At 55.1% G+C, this 23,724-nt stretch carries 20 protein-coding genes; 3 read left to right on the forward strand and 17 right to left on the reverse strand.

All coding sequences use genetic code 11. The annotated features are described in order from the left end of the window. Window positions 1–53 precede the first annotated feature (53 nt). The 11 genes from AC1P02_RS20185 to AC1P02_RS20235 form a co-directional block, all read right to left on the reverse strand. A complete protein-coding gene (locus AC1P02_RS20185) occupies window positions 54–1,127 on the reverse strand; it encodes a DegT/DnrJ/EryC1/StrS family aminotransferase (RefSeq protein WP_485183120.1) in 1,074 nt (357 codons plus the stop codon). A gap of 72 nt (window positions 1,128–1,199) precedes the next feature. Next, window positions 1,200–2,267, reverse strand: a complete 1,068-nt coding sequence (locus tag AC1P02_RS20190) for a DegT/DnrJ/EryC1/StrS family aminotransferase (protein ID WP_485183122.1) — start codon at window positions 2,265–2,267, stop codon at window positions 1,200–1,202. A gap of 2 nt (window positions 2,268–2,269) precedes the next feature. Then, window positions 2,270–2,851: an acyltransferase gene (locus tag AC1P02_RS20195; protein ID WP_265421180.1), complete on the reverse strand. Its 582-nt coding sequence runs from the start codon at window positions 2,849–2,851 to the stop codon at window positions 2,270–2,272. A gap of 2 nt (window positions 2,852–2,853) precedes the next feature. Continuing rightward, window positions 2,854–3,915 carry a Gfo/Idh/MocA family protein gene (locus AC1P02_RS20200; protein WP_429178793.1) on the reverse strand — a complete coding sequence of 354 codons (1,062 nt, stop codon included), beginning with the start codon at window positions 3,913–3,915 and terminating at the stop codon, window positions 2,854–2,856. A gap of 298 nt (window positions 3,916–4,213) precedes the next feature. Beyond that, complete coding sequence (locus AC1P02_RS20205) at window positions 4,214–5,503, reverse strand: nucleotide sugar dehydrogenase (protein WP_265421179.1); 1,290 nt, start codon at window positions 5,501–5,503, stop codon at window positions 4,214–4,216. 167 nt (window positions 5,504–5,670) lie between these two features. Continuing rightward, window positions 5,671–6,552, reverse strand: coding sequence for a glucose-1-phosphate thymidylyltransferase RfbA (rfbA, locus tag AC1P02_RS20210; protein WP_429178795.1), 882 nt, complete (start codon window positions 6,550–6,552; stop codon window positions 5,671–5,673). A 64-nt stretch (window positions 6,553–6,616) separates the two neighbouring features. Further along, on the reverse strand, window positions 6,617–7,561 hold the full coding sequence (gene rfbD, locus AC1P02_RS20215) for a dTDP-4-dehydrorhamnose reductase (protein WP_429178797.1): 945 nt from the start codon (window positions 7,559–7,561) through the stop codon (window positions 6,617–6,619). Beyond that, window positions 7,561–8,661: a dTDP-glucose 4,6-dehydratase gene (gene rfbB / locus AC1P02_RS20220; protein ID WP_429178799.1), complete on the reverse strand. Its 1,101-nt coding sequence runs from the start codon at window positions 8,659–8,661 to the stop codon at window positions 7,561–7,563. The genes rfbD and rfbB overlap by 1 nt, the downstream gene beginning before the upstream one ends. Before the next feature lie 769 nt (window positions 8,662–9,430). Further along, entirely contained in the window at window positions 9,431–10,846 is a 1,416-nt protein-coding gene (locus AC1P02_RS20225) for an efflux transporter outer membrane subunit (protein ID WP_485183125.1), read from the reverse strand. Continuing rightward, a complete protein-coding gene (locus tag AC1P02_RS20230) occupies window positions 10,839–13,988 on the reverse strand; it encodes an efflux RND transporter permease subunit (RefSeq protein WP_058394241.1) in 3,150 nt (1,049 codons plus the stop codon). The genes AC1P02_RS20225 and AC1P02_RS20230 overlap by 8 nt, the downstream gene beginning before the upstream one ends. Before the next feature lie 17 nt (window positions 13,989–14,005). Further along, window positions 14,006–15,187 carry an efflux RND transporter periplasmic adaptor subunit gene (locus AC1P02_RS20235; RefSeq protein ID WP_485183128.1) on the reverse strand — a complete coding sequence of 394 codons (1,182 nt, stop codon included), beginning with the start codon at window positions 15,185–15,187 and terminating at the stop codon, window positions 14,006–14,008. Between the two features lie 143 nt (window positions 15,188–15,330). On the opposite strand from AC1P02_RS20235, the gene AC1P02_RS20240 reads away from it, so the two are divergent. The 3 genes from AC1P02_RS20240 to AC1P02_RS20250 all read left to right on the forward strand — a co-directional run bounded on the left by AC1P02_RS20240 (window position 15,331) and on the right by AC1P02_RS20250 (window position 18,158). Beyond that, window positions 15,331–15,972 (forward strand): TetR family transcriptional regulator, encoded by a 642-nt coding sequence (locus tag AC1P02_RS20240; RefSeq protein ID WP_277734283.1) that lies wholly within the window; start codon window positions 15,331–15,333, stop codon window positions 15,970–15,972. 203 nt (window positions 15,973–16,175) lie between these two features. Then, entirely contained in the window at window positions 16,176–16,862 is a 687-nt protein-coding gene (locus tag AC1P02_RS20245; protein WP_219590216.1) for a class I SAM-dependent methyltransferase, read from the forward strand. Between the two features lie 117 nt (window positions 16,863–16,979). Next, window positions 16,980–18,158 (forward strand): dicarboxylate/amino acid:cation symporter, encoded by a 1,179-nt coding sequence (locus AC1P02_RS20250; protein ID WP_408132392.1) that lies wholly within the window; start codon window positions 16,980–16,982, stop codon window positions 18,156–18,158. A gap of 63 nt (window positions 18,159–18,221) precedes the next feature. Here the strand turns inward: AC1P02_RS20250 and tesB are convergent, their stop codons facing one another. The 6 genes from tesB to rnm all read right to left on the reverse strand — a co-directional run bounded on the left by tesB (window position 18,222) and on the right by rnm (window position 23,538). Beyond that, the gene (gene tesB / locus AC1P02_RS20255) at window positions 18,222–19,085 is read right to left on the reverse strand and encodes an acyl-CoA thioesterase II (RefSeq protein WP_005319118.1); all 864 of its coding nucleotides are present in this window, start codon (window positions 19,083–19,085) and stop codon (window positions 18,222–18,224) included. A 203-nt stretch (window positions 19,086–19,288) separates the two neighbouring features. Next, window positions 19,289–20,212, reverse strand: coding sequence for a 23S rRNA pseudouridine(2605) synthase RluB (gene rluB / locus AC1P02_RS20260; protein WP_021139995.1), 924 nt, complete (start codon window positions 20,210–20,212; stop codon window positions 19,289–19,291). A 142-nt stretch (window positions 20,213–20,354) separates the two neighbouring features. After that, the gene (scpB, locus tag AC1P02_RS20265; RefSeq protein WP_021139994.1) at window positions 20,355–20,924 is read right to left on the reverse strand and encodes an SMC-Scp complex subunit ScpB; all 570 of its coding nucleotides are present in this window, start codon (window positions 20,922–20,924) and stop codon (window positions 20,355–20,357) included. A 98-nt stretch (window positions 20,925–21,022) separates the two neighbouring features. Continuing rightward, complete coding sequence (locus AC1P02_RS20270; protein WP_170946482.1) at window positions 21,023–21,907, reverse strand: segregation and condensation protein A; 885 nt, start codon at window positions 21,905–21,907, stop codon at window positions 21,023–21,025. Beyond that, window positions 21,900–22,520, reverse strand: a complete 621-nt coding sequence (locus AC1P02_RS20275) for an L-threonylcarbamoyladenylate synthase (RefSeq protein ID WP_005319127.1) — start codon at window positions 22,518–22,520, stop codon at window positions 21,900–21,902. Before AC1P02_RS20275 ends, AC1P02_RS20270 begins: the two co-directional genes overlap by 8 nt. Window positions 22,521–22,656: 136 nt before the next feature. Then, on the reverse strand, window positions 22,657–23,538 hold the full coding sequence (gene rnm / locus AC1P02_RS20280; RefSeq protein WP_256684579.1) for an RNase RNM: 882 nt from the start codon (window positions 23,536–23,538) through the stop codon (window positions 22,657–22,659). Window positions 23,539–23,724: the final 186 nt, after the last annotated feature.

Consider the following 23,724-nt stretch of genomic DNA (forward strand, 5'->3'; position numbering starts at 1 on the left):
CTTAATAAACTGTAACTTAGTAATAATGAAATAAGTAAAGTATAGATATAAAATTAAATAAGAGCCCTTATCGCTGCAGTAACGCTATATATATCATTCAAAGTCATGTTATAGTGAAGTGGTAAACATATCATCCCTTCTGCAGCCTGATGACTATTGTCACAACCAAAGTTAACACATTGTGGAAAAACGGTATCCAAGGATGGATAAAAATAACGCCGATTCTGAATGCCTTGCTTTGATAAGTGCTCAATGACACGGAGCAATTTCTCCTCCGAGTCTAAATAAATCGGCATGTATGCTCCATTGAAGGAACTGTCTAGATGCCATTCAGGAAGACCCACCACATCCTTCAAGCCTTCCCTGTATGCAGTAAACAAGGCCTCTCGATGCTCCAAAATAAGAGCTATATCATCCAGCAACACCAAACCCACGGCAGCCTGATATTCATTCATTTTTGCATTAATACCAATGCCATCTATGCCATGTTTACCAATCGCAAAATTAATCAATTCTTTGGCTCTTTCATAATTCTCATGCTGTTTAAATACAACTGCACCGCCTTCGACGGTATGATACACCTTTGTCGCATGAAAACTTAATATACTGGCATCGCCGAAATTTAAAATCGACTCACTTCCAACCTTGACTCCAAATGCATGAGCAGCATCATAGATTATTTTAACACCCATATTTTCAGACAATTTTTCAAACGCCTGAACGTCACAGGGGTTTCCATATACATGTGTTGCAATAACAGTGTCTATTTCTGAGTCTCTTTCCAATGCCTTTTGAGCCTGCGTAGAACACAAATTATAACTTTTAGGATTAATGTCAGAAAATGAAAGTGGAATATTTTGCCATAATGCAGAGGACGATGTTGCCACAAAAGAGAAGGGTGTCGTTAAGGCAGATTTAACTCCTAGAACTTCATATGCGACTTGCAAAGCCAAGGTACCATTGGACATTAGCAGTAGATTTTTTATACCTAGATATTCTTCCAGACGTTCTGTCAACTTTTGGTGTAGAGGACCAAAATTGGTATACCAACCGATATTATTCACCTGTTCCAAATAGCTGCTTAGCTTTTTCAAATCAGGCTTGACCGGACTATTGAGAGCAATCATGTTTTTTACCAAAGAGTATAGCATTCTGTTAATGACAATTTATTAATTTAATTGCCAGTACCACTGGTATATTTAAATCATATATGGATGCATTGGCAAACTAACCACTTGCTTTGATAGTTTCTCAGCCACTGGCAAATCACCTTCTTTATAACCAAGATAAGTAAACGCCTTCTGCTGATGCAGACAAGTTGCGTAATAGATCATGGTTGGTATTCCTTTGGCCTTGTATTCAGCCATGGTAGCGTCTCGATCCTGAGTAATGATGGTATATTGTGCCCATGAGCTTAAATAACCAGGCGGCACCATGGGTGTTTTATATTTCCCTGCCAATGCCTGCTCATAGTTTTTAGCCACTTTATTACGAGCAATCAACTCCTCTGGGAAGACGGCCAGTTTCTCTAATAAAATTGCCGCCTGGATAGTATCAAGTCGACTGTTCATACCAATACGAATATTGTCGTATTTGTCTGCTCCTTTGCCATGAACCCGGTAAGACTTGATAAGCTCGGCATATTCATCGCTATTGGTGAAGATAGCGCCACCATCGCCATAGCACCCCAGCGGCTTGGCTGGGAAGAAACTGGTAGTTGCAATATCACCAAAGCTACCGGCCCGTTTTCCGTTCAATTCACCGCCAAAACCCTGAGCTGAATCTTCGAGGAGTTTCATATTGTATTTCTTTGCAATAATTTCCAGCTCTGGATAATTGGCAGGCAACCCGAAGAGATCAACAGTGATAATCGCTTTGAGATTGAGCTTGCCTTCGGCGAGAACCCGTTGAATCTGCTTTTCCAAGTCTTGAGGTGAGATGTTGAAGGTATCGGGATCGGAATCTACAAAAACAGGGGTAGCACCTTCATAAGCGATGGTCTCTGCTGTAGCAAAGAAGGTGAAAGTTGGACAAAAAATAGCATCGCCAGGTTTAACTCCCATCGCCATCATCGCCAGTGTCAGAGCATCGGTACCATTGGCACAGGTAATGACATGTTTAACACCGACATAGTCAGCCAGCTTGGCCTCCAATTCGGCCACCTCAGGCCCCATAATGTAATGACCATGCTCGAGCACTTGCTGAATTCGTTGGTCAATCTTTTGTTTCAGATGCTGGTATTGGGCAGCCAAGTCAATAAATTGCATGATTATCTTTCCAATCTACTGAGGGTGTCACCCTCTAGAACATAGGTTTCTTGAGTGAAAGGGCAAACTGTTGTGGCCTGGCCATAAAGAGGGAGATCGAGCTTTTCACCGTAGGCACTCATCCAACCTATTTGCTTGGCGGGTACGCCCACCATAAGAGCAAAGGGTTTGACCTCTTTGTTCACTACTGTCCCGGCACCGATGAAAGCGTACTCGCCAATGGTAACACCACAAACAATGGTACAGTTGGCTCCCAGGGTTGCTCCTTTCTTGACAAGGGTGTCACGATATTCAGCTTTGCGTTCGATCAAGGCTCTTGGGTTATAGACATTGGTGAAGACCATGCTGGGACCACAGAAGACCCCCTCTTCCAAAATTACATTATCGTATACCGAAACATTGTTCTGTATCTTGCAGCGATCACCAATAACTACTTTATTGCCAACGAAGACATTTTGACCAAGAGAAACTCCTGCACCAATCTTTGCCCCTGCACAGACATGGGCCCAATGCCACACTCTGGAGTCAGCCCCAATCTGCGCACCCACATCAACTATCGCAGTTTCATGCACCAGATAGTTCATGCTTAATACTCCAGCGGCAAACCAACTTGACGGCCATCACGGGCTGCCAGGTAGGCGGCAATCAACAGTTCCAGTGAGGTCAAACCCTCACGACCGTCAGTTTCTGGCTCAGCTTCGCCACGCATAACATCCACTACATTCTTGTAGTAAAGAGGATGCCCAAAGCCGTAGACAGAAGTGGTCTCATAGTTTGCCTCGCTGATCTGGGCATCGTAATCTTTCTCTTCAGCAAACTGCCATTGCTGAATTTCGTTGACTGCAAGCCCGCCAATTCGCACCGTACCCTGCTCACCAAGGATGGTAATACTACCTTCCAGATTACGTGGATAAGTAAGCATGGTAACGCTCATAGAACCTACTGCACCATGACGCCACTTGATGTTCAGCACACCAGTGTCTTCAGCTTCAATATCCCGAGTCGTGGTCATCATCGCCTGAACTTTTTCGACAGGGCCAATCAGCCAGTGCAATAGATCAACATAGTGGCTCGCCTGATTCATGAAGGCACCACCATCAAACTCCCAATTACCGCGCCAACCGCCAACATCGTAATAGGATTGGGGACGAGTCCAGAACACATTGATATTGACCATATGGATCTTGCCAAAACGCTTCTCAGTGATGGCACGCTTCAACAGTTGCAGAGTGGTATTACGACGATTCTGTTTGACAACGAAGAGACGCACTCCTGCTTTGTCACATGCCTTGACCATTTGCTGACCATCTTGCCAACGAGTCGCCATAGGTTTTTCTGTAATGACATGTACCCCATGCGCAGCAGCGAGTATTGCCTGATCAGCATGCAAGCCACTGGGGGTGCAAAGGCTTACGATATCGATCTGCTCTTTTTCCAACATTTCTTGCAGCTTTTGATAGGCTGGGACCTGATATTGCTGCTGGTGCTCAACGAGCGTAGTCGGATTGATATCGCAAATCGCAACTAGCTCAAAGTGATCTGCATGTTGGGCGATGGAACCAAAATGGTTTTTGGAAATGCGGCCACAGCCAACAATGGCGATTCTGATCTTGCGATCTTTGATGATAGGGTAGCTTTGAATTAGCACAATAATTACCTTATTTGTTTAACACCAGACGGAGGGTGTTTACTCGGTTTGTCTATATATTTGTTTTGCTTGGAGTGCCGCATGGTTGACTGCATTCACTCGCCCCATCACATATCCTCGCAGGATTGTGAAAACTGTTCATGGCTCACACTAACGACCAACAAGAAAAATTTAGTCGCTAATATGGCACATCATCACAGTTTTAATGGCTAAATTTTTAGTGTATTCAGTCATTCCAATAGTTCATTGAAAATTGCAAGAGGGCATCTTATGGCAGCCTCTACAATTGAACCGGAGATTAAAAGCGGAAAAGCGTAAACCCCGCCTTGTCACAGGCCTCCCGTGTATAGAGAGCCTTGATATCTGCCAGCACAGGTTGATCAGTACGACAGAACTTGCGTAACTGTTGTGGAGAGAGCTCTCGAAACTCCTGATGACCTACGGCGACAATGAGGCTATCGACTGGAGATTGCTCGCTAATGACACCCAATTCAATACCATACTCATGTTGCACTTCGTCAGTATTAGCCCAAGGATCTATTACGACCACATTCAACCCCCAATTCTTCAGTTCAGTAATCAGGTCAATTACCTTGCTATTACGAATATCGGGACAGTTCTCTTTGAAGGTAATACCCATCACACCAACAACACTGCGAGCAACATCAATACCATTTTTCAGCATCAGCTTTATGACATTTCTGGCAGCATAACGTGCCATGTTATCGTTGATGCGACGACCTGCAAGAATTACCTGAGGGTGATATCCCAACTCTTCGGCCTTGTGCGTCAGATAATAAGGATCAACACCTATACAATGGCCACCAACCATACCAGGACGGAAAGGAAGAAAATTCCATTTGCTACCAGCGGCTTCTAATACTTCTATGGTGTCGATGCCAATACGATCAAAAATGATGGAGAGTTCATTGACGAAGGCAATATTGAGGTCACGTTGACTGTTTTCGATCACCTTTGCTGCTTCCGCAACCTTGATACTGGTAGCAGGGAAGGTGCCGGCTGAAATAATCGAGTTGTAAAGCGCATCTACCTCTACAGCAATTTCAGCAGTCGAACCACTAGTGATCTTCTTGATTTTCGTCAGAGTGTTGACCTTGTCACCAGGGTTTATGCGCTCCGGGCTGTAGCCGCAATAGAAGCCTTCATTGAACTTAAGGCCTGAGAACTTCTCCAGCACAGGTACACATATTTCCTCAGTGCAACCTGGATAGACAGTGGACTCATAGATAACGATAGCCCCCTGCTTCAGCGCCTTAGCCACTGTCTCGCTAGCTTTCACCAATGGCGTTAAATCAGGACGGTTAGCTCCATCAATAGGTGTTGGGACGGTAACGATAAAGATGTCACAATCTTTCAAGGCATTCTGGTCACTGCTATAGGTCAGCCTTGTCGCCTGTTTCAGTTCTTCAGGGGTGACTTCAAGAGTACTGTCCTGAAAACTCATCAGTTCATTGATGCGCGATTGGTTAATATCAAATCCGAGCACGGAACGGTATTTCCCAAACTCTACGGCTAAAGGCAACCCAACATAACCTAGCCCAATAATGGCCACTTTCTTGTTTTGCATCTTTACTCCAAAAGAATATAAAAATAAAATAATAAAATGGTTCAAAGTCAGGATAGTGGTTTGAATACTTCATTTGAGAATGACTAATAAACCTTTAAAAGAAGATCTACATAATATGCAACGTAGTTACTAACCGACTTAAATGTAAAAGAACCTAAAAACACTTGTTATTTCACCTTGGAAACCAATCTCATCAAGTATTGACCATAAGCATTCTTTATCAATGGCGCAGCTAATAGCCTCACTTGAGCAGCATCAATAAATCCCTGACGGTAGGCTATCTCCTCCGGACAAGAAACTTTTAGTCCTTGTCGAGTTTCAATAGTCTGAATAAAGTTGCTCGCCTCAATCATACTCTCGTGAGTACCGGTATCAAGCCAGGCATAGCCACGCCCCATCATGGCCACCGACAGATTTCCTTGCTCAAGATAAATTCGATTAATGTCTGTAATTTCCAGTTCACCGCGAAGAGATGGCTTCAAGTTCTTGGCTATCTCCACAACATTGTTGTCATAAAAATAGAGACCCGTTACCGCATAGTTGCTCTTCGGCTCTTGCGGTTTTTCTTCTAGGGAAATGGCAATTCCCTCGTCATCAAACTCTACTACACCATACCGCTCTGGATCATATACATGGTAGGCAAATACGGTCGCTCCACTGGGAGTGTCTGCGGCTGACACCAACTGTTTCTGCAAATTGTGGCCGTAAAATATATTATCGCCCAAGACCAGAGCACATGCATCTGAACCAATAAACTCCTCACCCAAAATAAACGCTTGTGCCAAACCATCCGGGCTCGGTTGTACCTTGTATTGCAAATTCAACCCCCACTGACTGCCATCTCCCAGCAGCTGTTCAAAACGGGGGGTATCTTGTGGCGTACTGATTATCAAGATATCTCGTATTCCCGCCAGCATCAGGGTACAGAGTGGGTAGTAAATCATTGGTTTGTCATAAATGGGTAGCAGCTGCTTGCTGACTGCCATGGTGACGGGGTAGAGACGAGTGCCTGACCCACCGGCCAGAATAATACCTTTACGTTTGGTCATAATGCTTCATTTCTTATATTTGAATTATTTAACCATGAAAAAGTGTGGCCAAGCGCCACTTCTTTTACCCTTTATTACTATCGACAAGACACGAAATCCCCTTGTCTCGCTTGCCATCCTCATATTGACTCAGGATCTCTACCAGCATCCGCTCGACACCAACAGTCCAGTCTGGTAGCACCAGACCGAATGTTCGCTGGAACTTGCTCGTATCCAGGCGTGAGTTATGAGGCCGCTTGGCAGGCGTCGGAAATTCACTGGCCGGCACAGCATTGAATTGCATGACCGCCAGTTCAACCCCTGCCTCTCTGGCTTTGGCAAACACCAGCTGGGCATAGTCAAACCAGGTGGTGGTACCGGAGGCGACCAGATGATACAGCCCCGCCACCTCTGGTTTGTACTGCGCAATACGGATCGCATGGGCCGTGCAATCGGCCAGCAACTCTGCACCGGTCGGGGCGCCAAACTGGTCATTGATAATCGACATTTCGCTGCGCTCTTTGCCAAAGCGCAGCATGGTCCTGGCAAAGTTTGCCCCACGGGCGGCATACACCCAGCTGGTGCGGAAGATAAGATGACGAGTGCAAAGCACAGCTGCATCTTCCCCTGCCAGCTTGGTTTCACCATAGACGTTGAGCGGTGCGGTCTGATCGCTCTCGACCCAGGAGCGCTCGCCACGGCCATCAAATACGTAGTCGGTGGAGTAGTGCACCAACCAAGCACCCAGTGCCTCAGCTTCTTTGGCAATCGCAGCAACACTGGTGGCATTGAGCAATTGGGCTAGTGCCCGCTCGCTCTCGGCCTTATCAACCGCAGTGTAAGCGGCAGCATTGACAATCACATCCGGCTTGAGCAGACGTACCGTCTCGGCGACACCGGCAGGATTAGTGAAATCACCGCAATAATCGGTGGAGTCAAAATCCACCGCTGTAATATGTCCTAGTGGCGCCAATGCTCGGTGCAGCTCCCAGCCCACCTGGCCATTTTTACCAAACAACAGGACATGCATCAGGCACGCCCATCGTAATTCTGCTCAATCCAGGATTGATAGGCACCGCTCTTCACGTTATTAACCCACAGCTGGTTATCCAAATACCACTGTACCGTCTTGCGGATGCCGGACTCGAAGGTCTCTTGCGGTTGCCAGTTCAGCTCGGCGCTCATCTTGCTGGCGTCGATGGCATAGCGGCGATCGTGACCGGGGCGATCCGCCACATAGGTAATTTGATCGCGGTAAGAACCAGCCTTGGGGACCATCTCGTCGAGCAAATCGCAGATGGTATGGACCACATCCAGATTCTGCTTCTCGTTGTGACCGCCGATGTTGTAGGTCTCCCCTACCGAGCCAGTGGTCACCACCTTGTAAAGCGCGCGAGCATGATCTTCTACGTAGAGCCAATCACGGATCTGGTCACCCTTGCCATAAACCGGCAGTGGCTTGCCATCCAGCGCATTAAGGATCACCAGAGGGATCAGCTTCTCGGGGAAGTGGTAGGGACCATAGTTGTTGGAGCAATTGGTGACCAGGGTCGGCAGACCGTAAGTTCGGCGCCAGGCGCGGACCAGATGGTCGCTGGAGGCCTTGGAGGCCGAATAGGGGCTGCTGGGAGCGTAAGGAGTGGCTTCGGTAAAGAGCGGCAGTGGCTTATTCCACAAGGGATGACCGGCACTCACCTCATCTGGATGGGGCAGATCGCCATACACCTCATCGGTGGAGATGTGGTGGAAGCGGAAAGCCGCTTTGCGTGTCTCGTTCAATTCGTTCCAGTAAGCACGCGCCGATTCCAGCAACGTATAGGTGCCAACAATATTGGTTTCGATGAAATCGGCAGGCCCCGTGATGGAACGATCGACATGGCTCTCGGCCGCCAAGTGCATCACAGCATCCGGTTGATGCAGGGCAAACACCCGATCCAGTTCACCACGGTTGCAGATATCCACCTGCTCGAAAACATAACGCTCACTGGCAGCCACGTCGGCCAGGGACTCCAGATTCCCCGCATAGGTGAGTTTGTCGAGATTGACCACGGCATCCTGCGTGTTTCGAATAATATGACGAACAACCGCCGACCCGATAAAGCCAGCGCCACCAGTGACAAGGATTTTCATAGGTATGCTCTTGAAATGAATATAAAAAAATGAAGGTAAAACGACTTGTAACAATGAGAGTGGAGACAAGGATAAACATGTCTGACCGGCAGATTTCTGACTATCAACGGAAAAAGTGCAATGGCTACCGCCCCTGAGTTACAGCTCCCAGTTCGCTGCTTTTAACCAGAATGAGTGTGCTGTTGGCCATCATGCCCTCCAGCTTGTGGCGTAGCGGCAGCTATCCTTGCCAACTACTTACTTAATAACGGTTCGATGAGAAGTTGATTCTCGAACCTATCTTATTGAGCTATTCCATTTCAACAATAGCGGTGGATTCTAACGCCTTTAGCAACCTGTTGCACCGTCAGATCTTCCCATGCTCCGGGGAAGACGTCATCCCGGCTCATTTTCTTTCCATTCCCGCAGTTTGCTTATATAAGGCAAGTACCGTTGCGGCTAGTCTTTCGCTTGTTCAGTTGCTATTTCTTTGATCTTAAATGCAAAAATGAATTTTTTACTCACCAGGTCTTGCGACAAGCACTAATATGTACGGTCCTGAAAGGGTCTCTCTGTCTTTCGCACACAGCTCAAGTGCTATTTTGCGGTGCTGCCGTCAATTCACATACTACTCAATGACCTGGACATCGGAAACAGGGGTCCTAACTCGATAAAGCACGACGCATTATGTCATCAAGGTGCCATATGCATATGATCTTGCTCAAAAAAACAGGGCGAACCTTGTGGTTCGCCCTGTGGCGTCAGGATAACTCAAAACAGGAAGTGATCGCTACTGCTGGCGCTCGCTTGCTGCATCGGTGTCAGGCTCTTGCCAACCACCACCTATGGCCTTGTAGAGCGCCACCTGGTTGGTCAGCTGGGCCAGACGGGTGCTGATCAGGCCCTGCTTGGCACTGAACAACGAACGCTGGGCATCGAGCCGGGTCAGGTAACTGTCCACACCTTGCTCATAACGGAACTCCGCCAGCTTGAAATAGGTCTGGTTGGCTTCGACCAGAGCCTGTTGTGCCTGCAACTGCTGCTGATAGTCCGCCTGGGCACCCAGGGTATCCGCAACCTCCTTGAAGGCGGTCTGGATGCTCTTCTCGTAGCTCGCCACCGCCTGCCGGGTACTCACTTCAGCCACATCAAGATCGGCGATACGTTTCCCACCGTCGAAGATGGGCAGGTTGATCTGGGGGATAAACGACCAGGTGCCGGTTCCTCCGTCAAACAGGCCGCTCAGCTGGTTGCTGGCCGTCCCCGCCGTCGCGGTGAGCGAGATGGAGGGGAAGAAGGCGGCGCGCGCCGCGCCTATATTGGCATTGGCCGCCTTCAGACTGTGCTCGGCGGCCAGAATATCCGGGCGCTGTTGCAGCAAGCTCGAAGGCGCGCCCACCGGGATCGCCGCCAATTTTACCTCGGCCAGGGTCACCGGCTGGCTATCCAGCACTGGAACCTGGGTGCCAAGGAGCAGTGCCAGACCATTGCGATCCTGCTTCACCTGGCGTTGGTACTGGGCCAGGCTGACCCGGGCGCTTTCCAGTGCGGTACGCCCTTGCGCCAGCTCCATCTCGGAGGCCGCGCCCAGGCGATACTTGTGCTCGGTCAGGCCATAACTTTCCTGCTCGGTCGACAGGGTCGCTTCGCTCAGCGCCAGCAACTCCTGATCCGCCAGCAAGGTGAGATAGGCATTGGCCACCGACGCTATCAACGCAATCTGGGTGCTGCGCCGGGTCTCGATCTCGGCAAGGTAGGTCTCCAGAGCCTGATCTTTCAGGCTCTGGATCCGGCCAAACAGGTCCAGCTCATAGGCGGTGATGCCGAGATTGGCATCATACTGGCTGCTGATGGTCCCCTGCCCCGTGCTGCTGAGATCGTCGGATCCCTGCTGGCGGGTGCCCGAGCCGTTCGCTGCCAGGGTCGGCAGTTGCGCCGCCCGCTGAATACGGTACCTGGCTTCATACGCCTCGACGTTGAGAGCCGCGATCCGCAGATCCCGGTTGTTCTCCAGTGCAGTATCGATGAGCCTTTGCAGCGTCGGGTCGAGAAACTGTTGCTGCCAGGGGGAGACGGCCGCCTCCCCTGCGGTCTCATTGCTCTGCCAGGAGGCGCCTTGGGGTAATTCAGGTCTTTGATAGTCAGGGGCCATGGAACAGGCCCCCAGCAGCAGTGTCACGCTCAAGGCGACCAGCGTCTTAGTCATGATGGGTCTCCTTGGCAAGCGCAGCCTGCTCTTCCTGTGAATTGTGCTTGGTGAAGTGGCGAGTCACCAGCACGAAGAACAGCGGCACGAAGAAGATGGCCAGCACAGTCGCACTGATCATCCCCCCCATCACACCGGTACCGATGGCGTTACGACTGCTGGCACCGGCACCCGAGCTGATGACCAGCGGCAGTACACCCAGGATAAAGGCGAGGGAGGTCATCAGGATGGGACGCAAACGCAGACGCGCAGCCTCCACCACGGCTTCACCCAAGCCCATTCCCTTGTCGTACAGCTCCTTGGCAAACTCAACGATAAGTATCGCGTTCTTGGCCGACAGCCCTATGGTGGTGAGCAAGCCTACCTGGAAGTAGACGTCGTTCTCCAGCCCGCGCATGGTCGCTGCCAATATGGCCCCCAAGACTCCAAGCGGTACCACCAGCATGACAGAGAAGGGAATGCTCCAGCTCTCGTACAGCGCCGCCAGACAGAGGAACACCACCAGCAGAGAGATGGCGTACAAGGCTGGCGCCTGGGAACCCGCTTGCCGCTCCTGCAAGGAGAGGCCAGTCCACTCGATACCTATCCCTTCCGGCAACTGCTTCACCATCTGCTCGATGGCTGCCATGGCGTCACCGGTACTCTTGCCAGGCGCCGCTTCACCCACTATCTCCATCGCCGACACGCCATTATAGCGTTCCAGACGGGGCGAGCCGAAGCTCCACTCCGTGCTGGCAAAGGCGGAGAAGGGCACCATCTGGCCTGTGCTGTTGCGCACATACCACAGCTTGAGATCTTCCGGATTCATCCGGAAGGGGGCATCCGCCTGCAGGTAGACCTTCTTGACCCGACCCCGGTCGACGAAGTCGTTCACGTAAGAAGAGCCCCAGGCCGTAGAGAGAGTGCTGTTGATGTCGCTGATGGAAAGCCCCTGAGCCAGCGCCTTCTCGTAGTCAATCTTGACGTCGAGCTGGGGCGTGTCTTCCATCCCGTTCGGGCGCACCCGCACCAGGTTGGGATCCTGCGCCGCCATGCCAAGCAACTGGTTGCGCGCCGCCATCAGCTTGTCATGACCCAGTCCTGCGCGATCTTGCAGGTAGAAGTCAAAGCCGGTGGCCGTGCCCAGTTCAGGAATGGGAGGCAGGTTGAAGGCGAACACCTGAGCTTCCTTGATGCTGAACAGATAACCCATGGCGCGGCCTATGATGGCATTGGCGCTGCGATCAGGGCTGCTGCGCTCTTTCCAGTCTTTCAGCTTGATAAACGCCATGCCGCTGTTCTGGCCGCTACCGGCGAAGCTGAAGCCCGCCACCGTCAGCACAGAGTCGACGTTGTCCTTCTCGTTTTTCAGGAAGTAATCGCGCATGTCCGCCAGTACCACTTCGGTGCGCTGCTTAGTAGCGCCGACCGGCAGTTGCACCATGGACATGATGACCCCCTGATCCTCTTCCGGCAGGAAGGAGGTGGGCATGCGCATAAACAGCACGGCCAGCACCGCCAACATGGCGACATAGATGATGCTGTAGCGGGCGCCCTGCTTGATCACCTTGCGCACACCGCTCTGGTAGCGGTTGGCACCAGAATCAAAGGCCCGGTTGAACCAGCCGAAGAAGCCACGCTGGGCACCGAACTCCCCATGCTTGATGGGCTTGAGCAGGGTAGCACACAGTGCCGGCGTCAGGATCAGGGCCACCAGCACAGACAACACCATGGCCGAGACGATGGTGAGAGAGAACTGGCGATAGATGGCACCGGTCGAACCACCAAAGAAGGCCATGGGCACAAAGACCGCAGAGAGCACCAGGGCGATCCCCACCAGGGCACCGGTGATCTGGGTCATGGACTTGCGGGTCGCTTCCAGCGGGGAGAGATCCTCCTCGCTCATCAGCCGCTCCACGTTCTCCACCACCACGATGGCATCATCCACCAGCAGGCCGATGGCCAGCACCAGACCAAACATGGTCAGGGTATTGATGGAGAAGCCGAACGCCGACATGACGCCAAAGGTCCCAAGCAATACAACCGGCACGGCTATGGTCGGGATCAGGGTGGCACGGAAATTCTGCAAGAACAGATACATAACGCAGAACACCAGGAAGATCGCCTCGATCAGGGTCTGTACCACCTCCTCGATGGAGATTTGCACGAAGGGGGTAGTGTCGTACGGATAGACAACCTTCATGTTGGCCGGGAAGTAGGCGGAGAGCTCGTCCAGCTTGCCGCGTATCTTCTCGGCGGTATCGAGGGCGTTGGCACCGGTCGCCAGCTTGATGGCAACCGCCGCGGTAGACTGGCCGTTGTAAAGCGCATCAGCGTCGTAGTTTTCACCCGCCAGCTCAACCCGGGCCACATCCTGCAACCGTACCTTGGAGCCGTCCTGATTCACCCGCAGCAGGATATTGTTGAACTCCTCCACGGTAGAGAGACGGGTCTGCCCCATGATGGTGGCAGTAAACTGCTGACTTTCGACCGAGGGCGTGCCCCCCACCTTGCCAAACGCCACCTGGGCATTCTGTGCCTTGATGGCGTTCTGCACATCAATCGGGGTCATCTGTACCCGGGTGAGTTTGTTCGGATCGAGCCAGACACGCATTGAGTACTGGCTGCCGAACAGTGTGATGTCCCCTACCCCGTCCAGACGGCTCAGCGGCTCCTTGATGTTGGCCACCACATAGTCGGCCAGGTCATCGTTGTTCATGCTGCCGTCACCGGAGATGAAGGCCGCCACCATCAGGAAGCTGCTGGAGGTCTTCTGAACCCGGATCCCCTGTTGCTGAACCTCTTGCGGCAACAGCGACATCGCCTGCTGCAGCTTGTTCTGCACCTGCACCTGGGCGATATCGGGATCTGTCCCCGCCTGGAAGGTGAGGGTCACCGACACATTGCCGGAGGAATCAGATTGGGAGGACATGTAGAGCAGGTGATCCAGCCCCGTCATGTTCTGCTCGATGATCTGGGTCACAGAGTCTTCTACCGTCTTGGCAGAAGCTCCCGGATAGCTTGCAGATATGCCCACGGCGGGCGGTGCAATGCTGGGATACTGGGCGATCGGCAGGCCTATGATGGCCAGGCTCCCTGCCAGCATGATCACCAGGGCAATTACCCAGGCGAAAATGGGTCTGTCTATGAAAAATCGTGCCATGAGGCGACTACTCCATCCTACTTGTTGGCCGGGGTCTGTTCAGACGGCACGGTGGCCGCCTGTTCAGTGGGCGCGACGACAGCCCCGGGTTGTACCTTTTGCAGACCGGCGACGATCACCCGCTCACCCGTCTTGAGACCGGATTCCACCACCCAGTCACTGCCAACGATGCGGCTCACCTGCACCTCGCGCAGCTCGACCTTGTTGTCCGCCGTCACCACCATTACAGTAGCGCCCCCCTTGGGGGTGCGGGTCACGGCTGTTTGCGGCACCAGCAGCCCTTTTGCACGCTCGCCCTCTTGCAGAGTGGCGCGCATGAACATGCCGGGCAGCAACAGTTGATGAGGGTTCGGCACTATCACCCGAAGAGTCACCATGCCGGTGGTCTCATCCACGGTCACGTCGGAGAACTGCAATGAGCCCTCTTCGCTGTAGCTGCTGCCATCTTCCAGCTGGAAGCGCACCTTGGCGCCCTTGTTCTCGTCCTGAACGAGCTTGCCAGCGGCGATCTGGCGCTTGAGGCGCAACAGGTCGGCGGTGGACTGGCGCACATCCACATACATGGGATCGAGCTGCTGGATGGAGGTAAGGCTGTCAGCCTGCTGGGCTGTCACCAGAGCACCCTCGGTCACAGCTGACTTGCCGATGCGACCGCTGATGGGAGCCGTGATACGGGTATAGGCCAGATTGATGTTGGCACTCTGCAAGGCCGCCTTGGCAGCGCCTATCTCGGCCAGTTGCTGCTTCCAGGCGGCATCGGCGTCGTCATACTCCTGGCTGCTGATGGCTTTCACCTTCACCAGTTCGGCATAACGCTTTGCCTTGAGGCGAGCGCTCTGCTCGTTGGCCTGCGCCTTGGCCAGATTGGCCTTGGCACTGGCCACGTTGGCCTGATAAACCGCAGGATCGATCTGATAGAGCAGTTGCCCGGCCTTGACGTCGCTGCCTTCGGTAAACAGACGCTTGAGAATGATGCCACTCACCTGGGGACGCACCTCGGCGACCCGCAGCGGCGCGCTGCGACCGGTCAGCTCAGAGGTGAGTTGCAGCGGTGCCGTATGCAGGGTCACCACATCCACGGCGGCGGGTGGCATGTCACCCGGCCCTTGCTGGGCACCGCCCTGTTCGCCACAAGCTGCCAGCAGACCACCTGCCAGCAGGGCAAGGCCAACCGAACGTGCGAGAATATGTTTATGCATGGAGAACCTTAACCTTTGTCAGTCAATGAATAACCACAGGGTTTACAGGTCCCTGTTGGTAAAATCGGAAAGATGAGGCAATATACATACATTCATAAATGTATGTAAGTGACTTTTTTTACTTTTACAAGGCGCAGATATCGATGGCCAGAAGAACCAAAGAAGAGGCGCAGCAGACCCGCTGCCACATCATGAGTACGGCCCTTAATCTGTTCTGTTCACACGGCTTGGCCAAGACCAGCCTGACCGATATTGCCAGGGCCGCCGACCTGACCCGTGGCGCCATCTACTGGCACTTCAAGAATAAAGAAGAGCTGTTCGTCTCCTTGTGGGAGGAGTTGTGCCAGCCGCTCTCCCACCAGCTCGATGCCTGCGTTGCCGAGCAGGAGCCCGATCCCCTCGGCAAGCTGCGCAGCTTCCTCAAGGAGGTGCTGGTGAAGATCAGTACCAATCCGGCTCATCAGCAGATGTTCACCATCATGTTCAATCTGGAATCGCTGGAAGGGGAAGCCATCTCCCTGCGCGAACATATGCGCGGCCAGGCCGCCAACTTTTTCCGGGATCTTGAGATCACCCTGACCAATGCCATCCGCCAGGGTCAACTCCCCAAGACGCTGGATACCCAGCGCGCCGCCACCCTGCTGCACTGCACTCTGGATGGCTACATCATCAACTGGCTGCACTTCCCTGAGCGTATCAACCTGACCCGCGAGGCCGATTTCCTGCTCGACAGCCTGTTTACCCTGATAGCCCTCCCAAACGGCCCGGCCACCTGCCGCCCCTGATCTGCATGGGCCGGCCCCGAGCTGGCCCGCATTCCTTGCTGGCAAGGCGCAACGGGATCTTGCCCTGCTTCTTGCTCAGCCAGGAGGTAGTCACAGCGTCACGGTTCAGTGTCCACCCAGGCGGTATTATTTCGCTTACCTGAGCCTTTGGTAGCGCGCCGCCAAATTTGCTAGAGTAGCGCCCTCGAAAGAAGGTGCCTGCCATGTCCATATCGCCACTGCCCAACCATGATGCTTCCCCCAGTCATGATGCCTCCCCCAGTCTGCCATCTGTGGCGGATCCAGGCACACTGTCAGCCCGTCAGCGTTTTCTGAAACCGCTGGCGGCAGGCGCCCATCTGCTGGAAGCGGGCTGCGGAGCGGGCGAGGATCTGCTCTTTTTCCGGCAGCAGGGGTTCATGGTCACCGCCTTTGATGCCAGCCTGGCCCAGGCCAAGCTGGCCTCGCGCCGCTGCGGCCAGCCGGTGCGGGTCTGCCGCTTCGAGCAGATGCACAACGTCCTGCCCTTTGACGGCATCTGGGCCAGCGGCTCCCTGCCCTGCCTGGTCGAGGAGGAGCTTGCCCCCGCCCTGATGCATCTCGCCAGCCTGCTCAAACCCCGGGCGCCGCTCTACTGCTCCTTCCCTTATGACGAGGGAAAATCCGGCAACCCAGTGGCATCCTCACAGGACGAATACCCGCTGCAGACCCGGCTCGATGAAGCCCGCCTGCAACAACTGATCGCTCCCCTGCCGTTTGAGCTGCATCAGAGCTGGTGCGGCGAGGATGCCGAGCACGGCCGCTGGCTGCATGCCCTGCTGATCCGGCTACCCGATCTCGCTCCCACCACGAATCAATATCGCCGCCGTCGCTTCAAAGGGCCCATCCCCCGCAATTCATCATCCAGCTAACAATATTTAACTCTGAGCTAACCAGGTGTTGGAAGACAAGATGCGGCACTTGTGTTAAAAAGCGGCATTAAAATCAGAATTAAATAACAAATCAGACACTAACACCTGGATTTCCTTATGAAACTTGTCCTCAAACTGGTTGCCGGTATTCTTGCCGGTCTCTTGCTCGGTCTCTACGCCCCGGAATGGGTTGCACGCCTGCTGTTTACGGCCAAGACAGTCATAGGTCAGCTGATCACCTTCACCATTCCGCTCATCATTCTGTTCTTCATCATGAGCGGTATCGCCAGCCTGCCGAAGAACTCCGGCAAGCTGCTGGGCAAGACGGTGGCTCTCTCTTATTGCTCCACCATACTGGCAGGTCTGTTCGCCTTCACAGTGGCAAGCCATCTGATCCCGCTGCTGACCACAGCCGCCGAACCCACCACGGAAACCGCCATCAAGCTCAGCTCCTACGTCACTCTGGAGATACCGCCGCTGTTCGGAGTCATGTCTGCCCTGGCCGCCGCCTTCGTGTTCGGCATCGGCATCAGCGCCACCGAGGCCACCGACCTGCGCCGCGTAGCCGATCAGGGCCGTGACATCATAGACCGCCTGCTGGCCCGCGTGATTATCCCGCTGCTGCCGTTCTACATCGCCGGTGTCTTCGTCGAGATGACGGTGGAGGGCACCGTCTTCGCCACCCTCAAGACCTTCGGCGTGGTGCTGGTGATGGCCATCGTCATGCACTGGTTCTGGCTCAGCGTGCTGTTCGTCGGTACGGGTCTGGCGCTCGGTCGCTCACCCGCCATGCTTATCAAGAACATGCTGCCCGCCTACTTCACCGCTCTCGGCACCATGTCCAGCGCCGCCACCATTCCGGTTGCGCTGCAGGCCAGCAAGAACAACGGCGTGAGCCATGGCATCGCCAACTTCACAGTGCCCCTGTGCGCCACCATCCACCTGTGTGGCTCCACCATCACGCTGGTGACCTGCGCCACCGCAGTCATGTTCCTCTCCGAGCACCTGGCCATTCCCGGCTATGGCACCATGCTGCCCTTCATCATGATGCTGGGCGTCATCATGATAGCCGCACCGGGCGCACCGGGTGGCGGCGTCATGTCGGCCCTGGGTCTGCTCACCTCCATGCTGGGTTTCGGGGAAGCCTCCATCGCCCTGATGATCGCCCTCTACCTGGCGCAGGACAGCTTTGGCACCGCCTGCAACGTCACAGGTGATGGCGTCATCGCCCTGTGGGCCGACCGTTTCGCCCAGGGTGGGGAAGTACAGCTCGCCCCCGAGCGTGAAACGGCCTGACTGCCGGTTCGGAAAACAAAACGGGAGCCACTGGCTCCCGTTTTTTATAGCTGGCATCTGAGGTCAACCGCGTCGGCGGATCACCCCTTCCTGCGCCGTGCTCGCCACCAGCACACCATCGCGGGTAAAGAACTGGCCGCGCACCAGACCACGACCTGCGCTGGCGCTCGGGCTGTCCACCACGTAGAGCAGCCAGTCATCCAGCCTGAAGTCCCGGTGGAACCACATGGAGTGATCGATGGTGGCCACCTGCATGTCCGGCTCCCAGTAAGAGACGCCATGGGGCTGCAGGGCGGTAAACAGGAAGTGGAAATCGGAGGCATAGGCTAGCAGGTACTTGTGGACCCGCTGATCATCCGGCATCTGGCCATTGGCCTTGAACCAGACATGGCGCAGCGGCTCGTGCACATCCGGACGGATCGGGTCGACCAGGGTCACAGGGCGAATTTCGATGGGCTTCTCGCACATGATCTTGTCACGCAGGGCGGGCGGGATCTGATGCTCGTAGGGACGCACCAGCTCCAGTTCGCTCTTGAGCTGCTCGGGTGGGGTGATCCCCGCCGGCATGCTGATCTGATGCTCGAACCCTTCGGCCTCGACCTGGAACGAGGCGTTGAGATAGAAGATGGGCTTGCCACCCTGGATGGCCTTGACCCGGCGGGTAGAGACGGTCTGACCGTCGCGGATATTCTCCACGTCGTAGATGATGGGACGATTGGCATCACCGGGACGCAAGAAGTAGGAGTGAAAACTGTGCACCTGACGATCGGCGGCCACCGTCTGTTTGGCGGCTGACAAGGCCTGCCCCATTACCTGTCCGCCAAACACGGCCCGCAGACCGAGATCCTGGCTCTGGCCCCTAAACAGGCCCTCCTCAATTTTCTCGAGCGCCAGCAGGGCCAGCAGCTCATCCAATACCTTGCTCATTATTATCTCCTGTATCAGTGCCGCAAAGGCTAACAAGCCCGCTCTGGCAGAGCAACCTTGCCCCTCTCCCCCAGCGGGTCCGCCGGGTGGTTTAATTCAGCAAGGAGGGGATTGGAATAATAAGCGGCAAACAGCTGCAACAAAAAGGCCCGCCTGAGAGGCGGGCCTTTCCTTGCATGAACCCATGAGGCTCAGCGCAATGCTTACTTGCTGCCGGTACCCGAGTTGCGGGTAGAGGAAGTCGGCTTGCGACGGGCCGTGGTGCTGCGGGCGCGCGGCTCCATACCCTGCATGTCCTTGTGACGCTTGACGGCACGACGGATCTGGGCAGCCTGCTTGTGGCGGGTGCTCTTGCCATCCTGCTGCAGATCGACCTTGGATTCGGTCTCCGGCGGCATGTTGACTAGGCCGCGCAGGTAGTTCACTTCCGGCAGTTTCAGCTCCTGCCAGCCACCGCGGGGGATGCCACGATCCAGGGTGACGTCGCCGTAGCGCACCCGCATCAGGCGGCTCACCTGCACTTCCTGGGATTCCCACAGGCGGCGCACTTCACGGTTGCGACCTTCGGTCAGGGTGACGTTGAACCACTGGTTCAGACCTTCACCGCCGGCCGGTTTGATCTTGTTGAACTTGGCCATGCCATCTTCCAGCTGCACGCCTTTGCGCAGGCGCTGCAACATGGCTTCGGTGATCTCGCCAAACACGCGCACTGCGTATTCGCGCTCCACTTCGTGGCTCGGGTGCATCAGGCGGTTGGCCAGTTCACCGTCTGTGGTGAACAGCAACAGGCCTGAGGTATTGACGTCGAGACGGCCTACCGCGATCCAGCGGGCACTGTCCAGCTTGGGCAGACGATCGAACACGGTCGGACGACCTTCCGGATCGTGACGGGTACACATCTCCCCTTCGGGCTTGTGATACGCCAGCACACGGCAGATCATCTCTTCCTCGGCACGGGTCTTGACCGTATGGCCATCGACACGGATCACGGCGTTCACTTCGACGCGATCTCCCAGTGTGGCGACCTTGCCATCCACACTGACCCGACCTGCGGTGATCAGGGCCTCCATCTCACGACGGGAGCCGTGACCCGCGCGGGCCAACACTTTTTGCAGTTTTTCACTCATCGGGGTTACCTGATTGTTGATCGCTGCCCGCCAGCATAACGGGCAACGTTGACTACTGTGCCAGATCCCGTCAGGGCAATCCGGCACCACTTTAATCATTAAGAGACCTGGCCCGCGCCTTGGCAAATGCCAACGACATGGATCAGGTTTCACGGCCCTCAGCCGGCATAACGGCCAGGGGGGTTTGCAGTTCAGGATCCAGCTCGGGGAGCTGATCCAGGCTCTGCAGATTGAAATAATCCAGAAATTCCCGGGTGGTGGCGAGCAGCTCCGGGCGACCCACCACCTCCTTGTGACCAACGCTGCGCACCCAGCCACGGTCTTTCAGGGTATTCACTATCTGGCTAGACACCGCCACCCCGCGGATGGCTTCGATCTCGGCCCGGGTGATGGGCTGCCGATACGCAATCAGCGTCAGCGTCTCCATCACGGCGCGCGAATAACGGGGAGCCCGTTCGCTCCAGAGCCTTGAGAGCTCCTCGGCATACTCCTGGCGCGCCTGAAAGCGCCAGCCGGAGGCAACTTCTTTAAGCTCCACTCCCCGCTCGCTGTAATCCTGTCGCAATTCGGCCAGCAGCAGCTGAATATAGCGGCCGGTGACGGGGTAATCCGCCAGCACACCGCTTTTCAGCTCGCTCACGGTCAAAGGGCGCCCGGCAATAAAAATCGCGGCTTCGACCAGTGTCTTGAGTCGTTCAGCAGGCAGCGCCACGGTTGCCCTCCTTGCTCATGACGTCGGGCTGGCTGGGCAACGGGAAATTCACGCAACCCCCGGCAAGTTGGCTGCGAGGAAGTGACAAAGAAAACAACTCAGTGCGCATGTTCACGCTCCCCGGTCTCCTCTTGGCTCGCCAGGGCAAAATGGATCGGACCCAGGGGTTCAGCCTGCAGGATCCAGATCAGGGACTCCTTGCACAGCTCCAGCAGCGCCAGAAACGTCACCAGCACCCCCATGCGTCCCTCTTCCATTTTGAGTACCTGTTCCAGCCGCAATGTCTGGCCCAGAGAGAGCATGGCCAAGATCTCCGCCATGCGCACCCGGGTCGGGATCTGCTCACGGCGGATCTGGTGATGTTCGAAATGAGTCGCGCGTTTTACCACACTTTGCATGTAAAGGGCGAGCTCAACCAGTGAAACATCGGGAGTCAGTGGCTTGAGAGAGCCGAAATCCGGCGGCAGGGCGGCGGCGATATAAATCTCCCGCTCCACTCGTGGCAAGGCATTGAGGCGCTCGCCCCCCACCTTGAAGCGCTCATATTCCTGCAGTCGACGAATAAGGGTGACGCGGGGATCTTCTCCCTCCTCTTCGTCCTCAAGTTCGGGGGCCTTGGGCAGCAAAAGACGGGATTTGATCTCCGCGAGCCAGGCCGCCATCAGCAGATATTCAGCCGCCAGCTCCAGATTGAGCCCCTGCATCAGCTCCACGTACTCCATGTACTGGGCGGTGATCTGCAGGATCGGCAGGTTCAGGATATCCAGCTGCTGGCGCCGAATGAGATAGAGCAGCAGATCGAGGGGCCCTTCGAAGGTATCGAGAAACACTTCCAGCGCATCGGGCGGAATAAACAGATCCTGGGGCAGCTCATGATAGGGCTGCCCCAGCACTTTCGCGATGGGGGATGGGGCAAGCCCCTCCCCCATGGTGACCTGTGCTGGCGTGGCCATCACAGGTGCCGGGTCGGCAGTATCACTCAAACGGCGTGGGATCCCCGGCACCGCGACGACGCAGCACTGTCTCGTCGTCGGAGAAGTCCACCACGGTTGTGGGCTGCTCGCCCAGATAGCCACCGTTGACCACCAGATCCAGCTGTTTGCCCAGCTTGTCGAAGATCTCTTCCGGATCAAACTCCGCCATCTCCGAACCCGGCAGGATCAGGGTGGTGGAGAGCAGCGGCTCACCGAGCGCTTCCAGCAGGGCCAGCGCTATGTTGTTGGCCGGCACCCGGATGCCGATGGTCTTCTTCTTCTCGTTCATCAGGCGGCGCGGCACTTCCTTGGTCGCCTTGAAGATGAAGGTGTAGGGCCCGGGTGTGTTGCCCTTGACCAGACGAAACGCCGTGTTGTCTACCTTGGCATAGGTAGAGATCTCGGAGAGATCCCGGCACACCAGGGTGAAGTCGTGGGTGGGATCAATGCGACGGATGCGGCAAATGCGCTCCAGCGCGCCCTTGTCACCCATCTGGCAACCGAGCGCATAACCGGAATCGGTCGGATAGGCAATGACGCCGCCGTTCTGGATGATCTGCACCGCCTGGCCGATCAGACGGGCCTGAGGGTTTTCCGGGTGTACGTAAAAATGCTGACTCATAGCTCGTTCTCGCAATGGGGGCGGCAATGCCTGCCCGCTCGTATGGTCACGGGTTCCAGACCCATGACGCTACCTTAACCTGTTTGACGCCGGTTTGCCCTCCCATGCAACAGAGGGCCAACCGGCAGACCCCGTGCTAGCGATTGGCCAGCAGGGCGGCGTGCTGCTCGGTGGTGAGACCAAAGTGGTCCGGATAGGCCAGCCAGAGCGGCATGCCTTCTTTTGGCAGCCAGAGGTGGCGGCCCAGCTCGGTCCAGCTGGACGGAAAATGAAAATCAGACCCCACCGAAATATAGAGGTCGTGATCCTTGGCCCACTGGCCCAGATTGGCCCGTTCCTGCGGACTCTGCTGGGGAAGTGACACCTCCATGGCATCGCCACCGGCCGCCTTGAAGGCCACCAGCAGCCGCTTGATCCACTTGGCGGTGAGATCGTAACGGCTGGGGTGAGCCAGTACCGCCAACCCACCGGCGGCGTGAATGGCGGTGATGGCCTCGCTCATCTCGGGCCATTCGGCCGGGGCATACCCTTTATTGCCACGGCTCAGGTACTTTTTGAATACCTTCTGCATGTTGTCAGCCACACCGCGCGCTACCAGCACACGGGCAAAATGGGCCCGGGTCACGGCAGCATCACCGGCCAGCGCCTTGGCCTCTTCATAGGTGCCGGGGATCAGGCACTTCTCCAGACGGCGCCCTATTTCCAGCGCGCGCGTCTCGCGGCGAGCCCGTTGGCCCGCCAAAAACGCCACCAGCTGCGGATTTTTTTCATCCACCCCCAGCGCCACCACATGGATCTCGTGGTGCTCCCAGCCGGTGGAGATCTCGACCCCGCTCACCAGTCGTAGCGGCAGCTGCTCGGCTTCGATGGTACGACGCACCTCATCAAGCCCGTCAAGGGTATCGTGGTCAGTGACTGCTAACACTTCGACCTGTTTTTCGGCGGCGCGGCGCACCAGATCGGCGGGGCTCAGCACGCCGTCGGAGGCAGTGGTATGGCAGTGAAGATCGAATCTCATCAGGTTATTCCGCTCTCATGGTCAGGTCCCCATCGGGATAGATAGGCAAAAAAGCGACTTGACTTGGCCGCGGCTTTATCGTTTTCTGTAGGCACTTCATTGCAAACATCTTTTTACAGGACTTTATCATGCAAACGACTTCCATCCTGACCATCTGGTGGTGGCACACTCCCTGACATGCGGGCG

Source organism: Aeromonas sp. TS_SC_11, from assembly GCF_057318915.1.

Coding starts and splice junctions, on each gene's coding strand:
- AC1P02_RS20185 (WP_485183120.1), bottom strand. CDS start 1,127: ATGATTGCTCTCAATAGTCCGGTCAAGCCTGATTTGAAAAAGCTAAGC.
- AC1P02_RS20190 (WP_485183122.1), bottom strand. CDS start 2,267: ATGCAATTTATTGACTTGGCTGCCCAATACCAGCATCTGAAACAAAAG.
- AC1P02_RS20195 (WP_265421180.1), bottom strand. CDS start 2,851: ATGAACTATCTGGTGCATGAAACTGCGATAGTTGATGTGGGTGCGCAG.
- AC1P02_RS20205 (WP_265421179.1), bottom strand. CDS start 5,503: ATGCAAAACAAGAAAGTGGCCATTATTGGGCTAGGTTATGTTGGGTTG.
- rfbA (WP_429178795.1), bottom strand. CDS start 6,552: ATGACCAAACGTAAAGGTATTATTCTGGCCGGTGGGTCAGGCACTCGT.
- rfbD (WP_429178797.1), bottom strand. CDS start 7,561: ATGCATGTCCTGTTGTTTGGTAAAAATGGCCAGGTGGGCTGGGAGCTG.
- rfbB (WP_429178799.1), bottom strand. CDS start 8,661: ATGAAAATCCTTGTCACTGGTGGCGCTGGCTTTATCGGGTCGGCGGTT.
- AC1P02_RS20225 (WP_485183125.1), bottom strand. CDS start 10,846: ATGACTAAGACGCTGGTCGCCTTGAGCGTGACACTGCTGCTGGGGGCC.
- AC1P02_RS20230 (WP_058394241.1), bottom strand. CDS start 13,988: ATGGCACGATTTTTCATAGACAGACCCATTTTCGCCTGGGTAATTGCC.
- AC1P02_RS20235 (WP_485183128.1), bottom strand. CDS start 15,187: ATGCATAAACATATTCTCGCACGTTCGGTTGGCCTTGCCCTGCTGGCA.
- AC1P02_RS20240 (WP_277734283.1), top strand. CDS start 15,331: ATGGCCAGAAGAACCAAAGAAGAGGCGCAGCAGACCCGCTGCCACATC.
- AC1P02_RS20245 (WP_219590216.1), top strand. CDS start 16,176: ATGTCCATATCGCCACTGCCCAACCATGATGCTTCCCCCAGTCATGAT.
- AC1P02_RS20250 (WP_408132392.1), top strand. CDS start 16,980: ATGAAACTTGTCCTCAAACTGGTTGCCGGTATTCTTGCCGGTCTCTTG.
- tesB (WP_005319118.1), bottom strand. CDS start 19,085: ATGAGCAAGGTATTGGATGAGCTGCTGGCCCTGCTGGCGCTCGAGAAA.
- rluB (WP_021139995.1), bottom strand. CDS start 20,212: ATGAGTGAAAAACTGCAAAAAGTGTTGGCCCGCGCGGGTCACGGCTCC.
- AC1P02_RS20275 (WP_005319127.1), bottom strand. CDS start 22,520: ATGAGTCAGCATTTTTACGTACACCCGGAAAACCCTCAGGCCCGTCTG.
- rnm (WP_256684579.1), bottom strand. CDS start 23,538: ATGAGATTCGATCTTCACTGCCATACCACTGCCTCCGACGGCGTGCTG.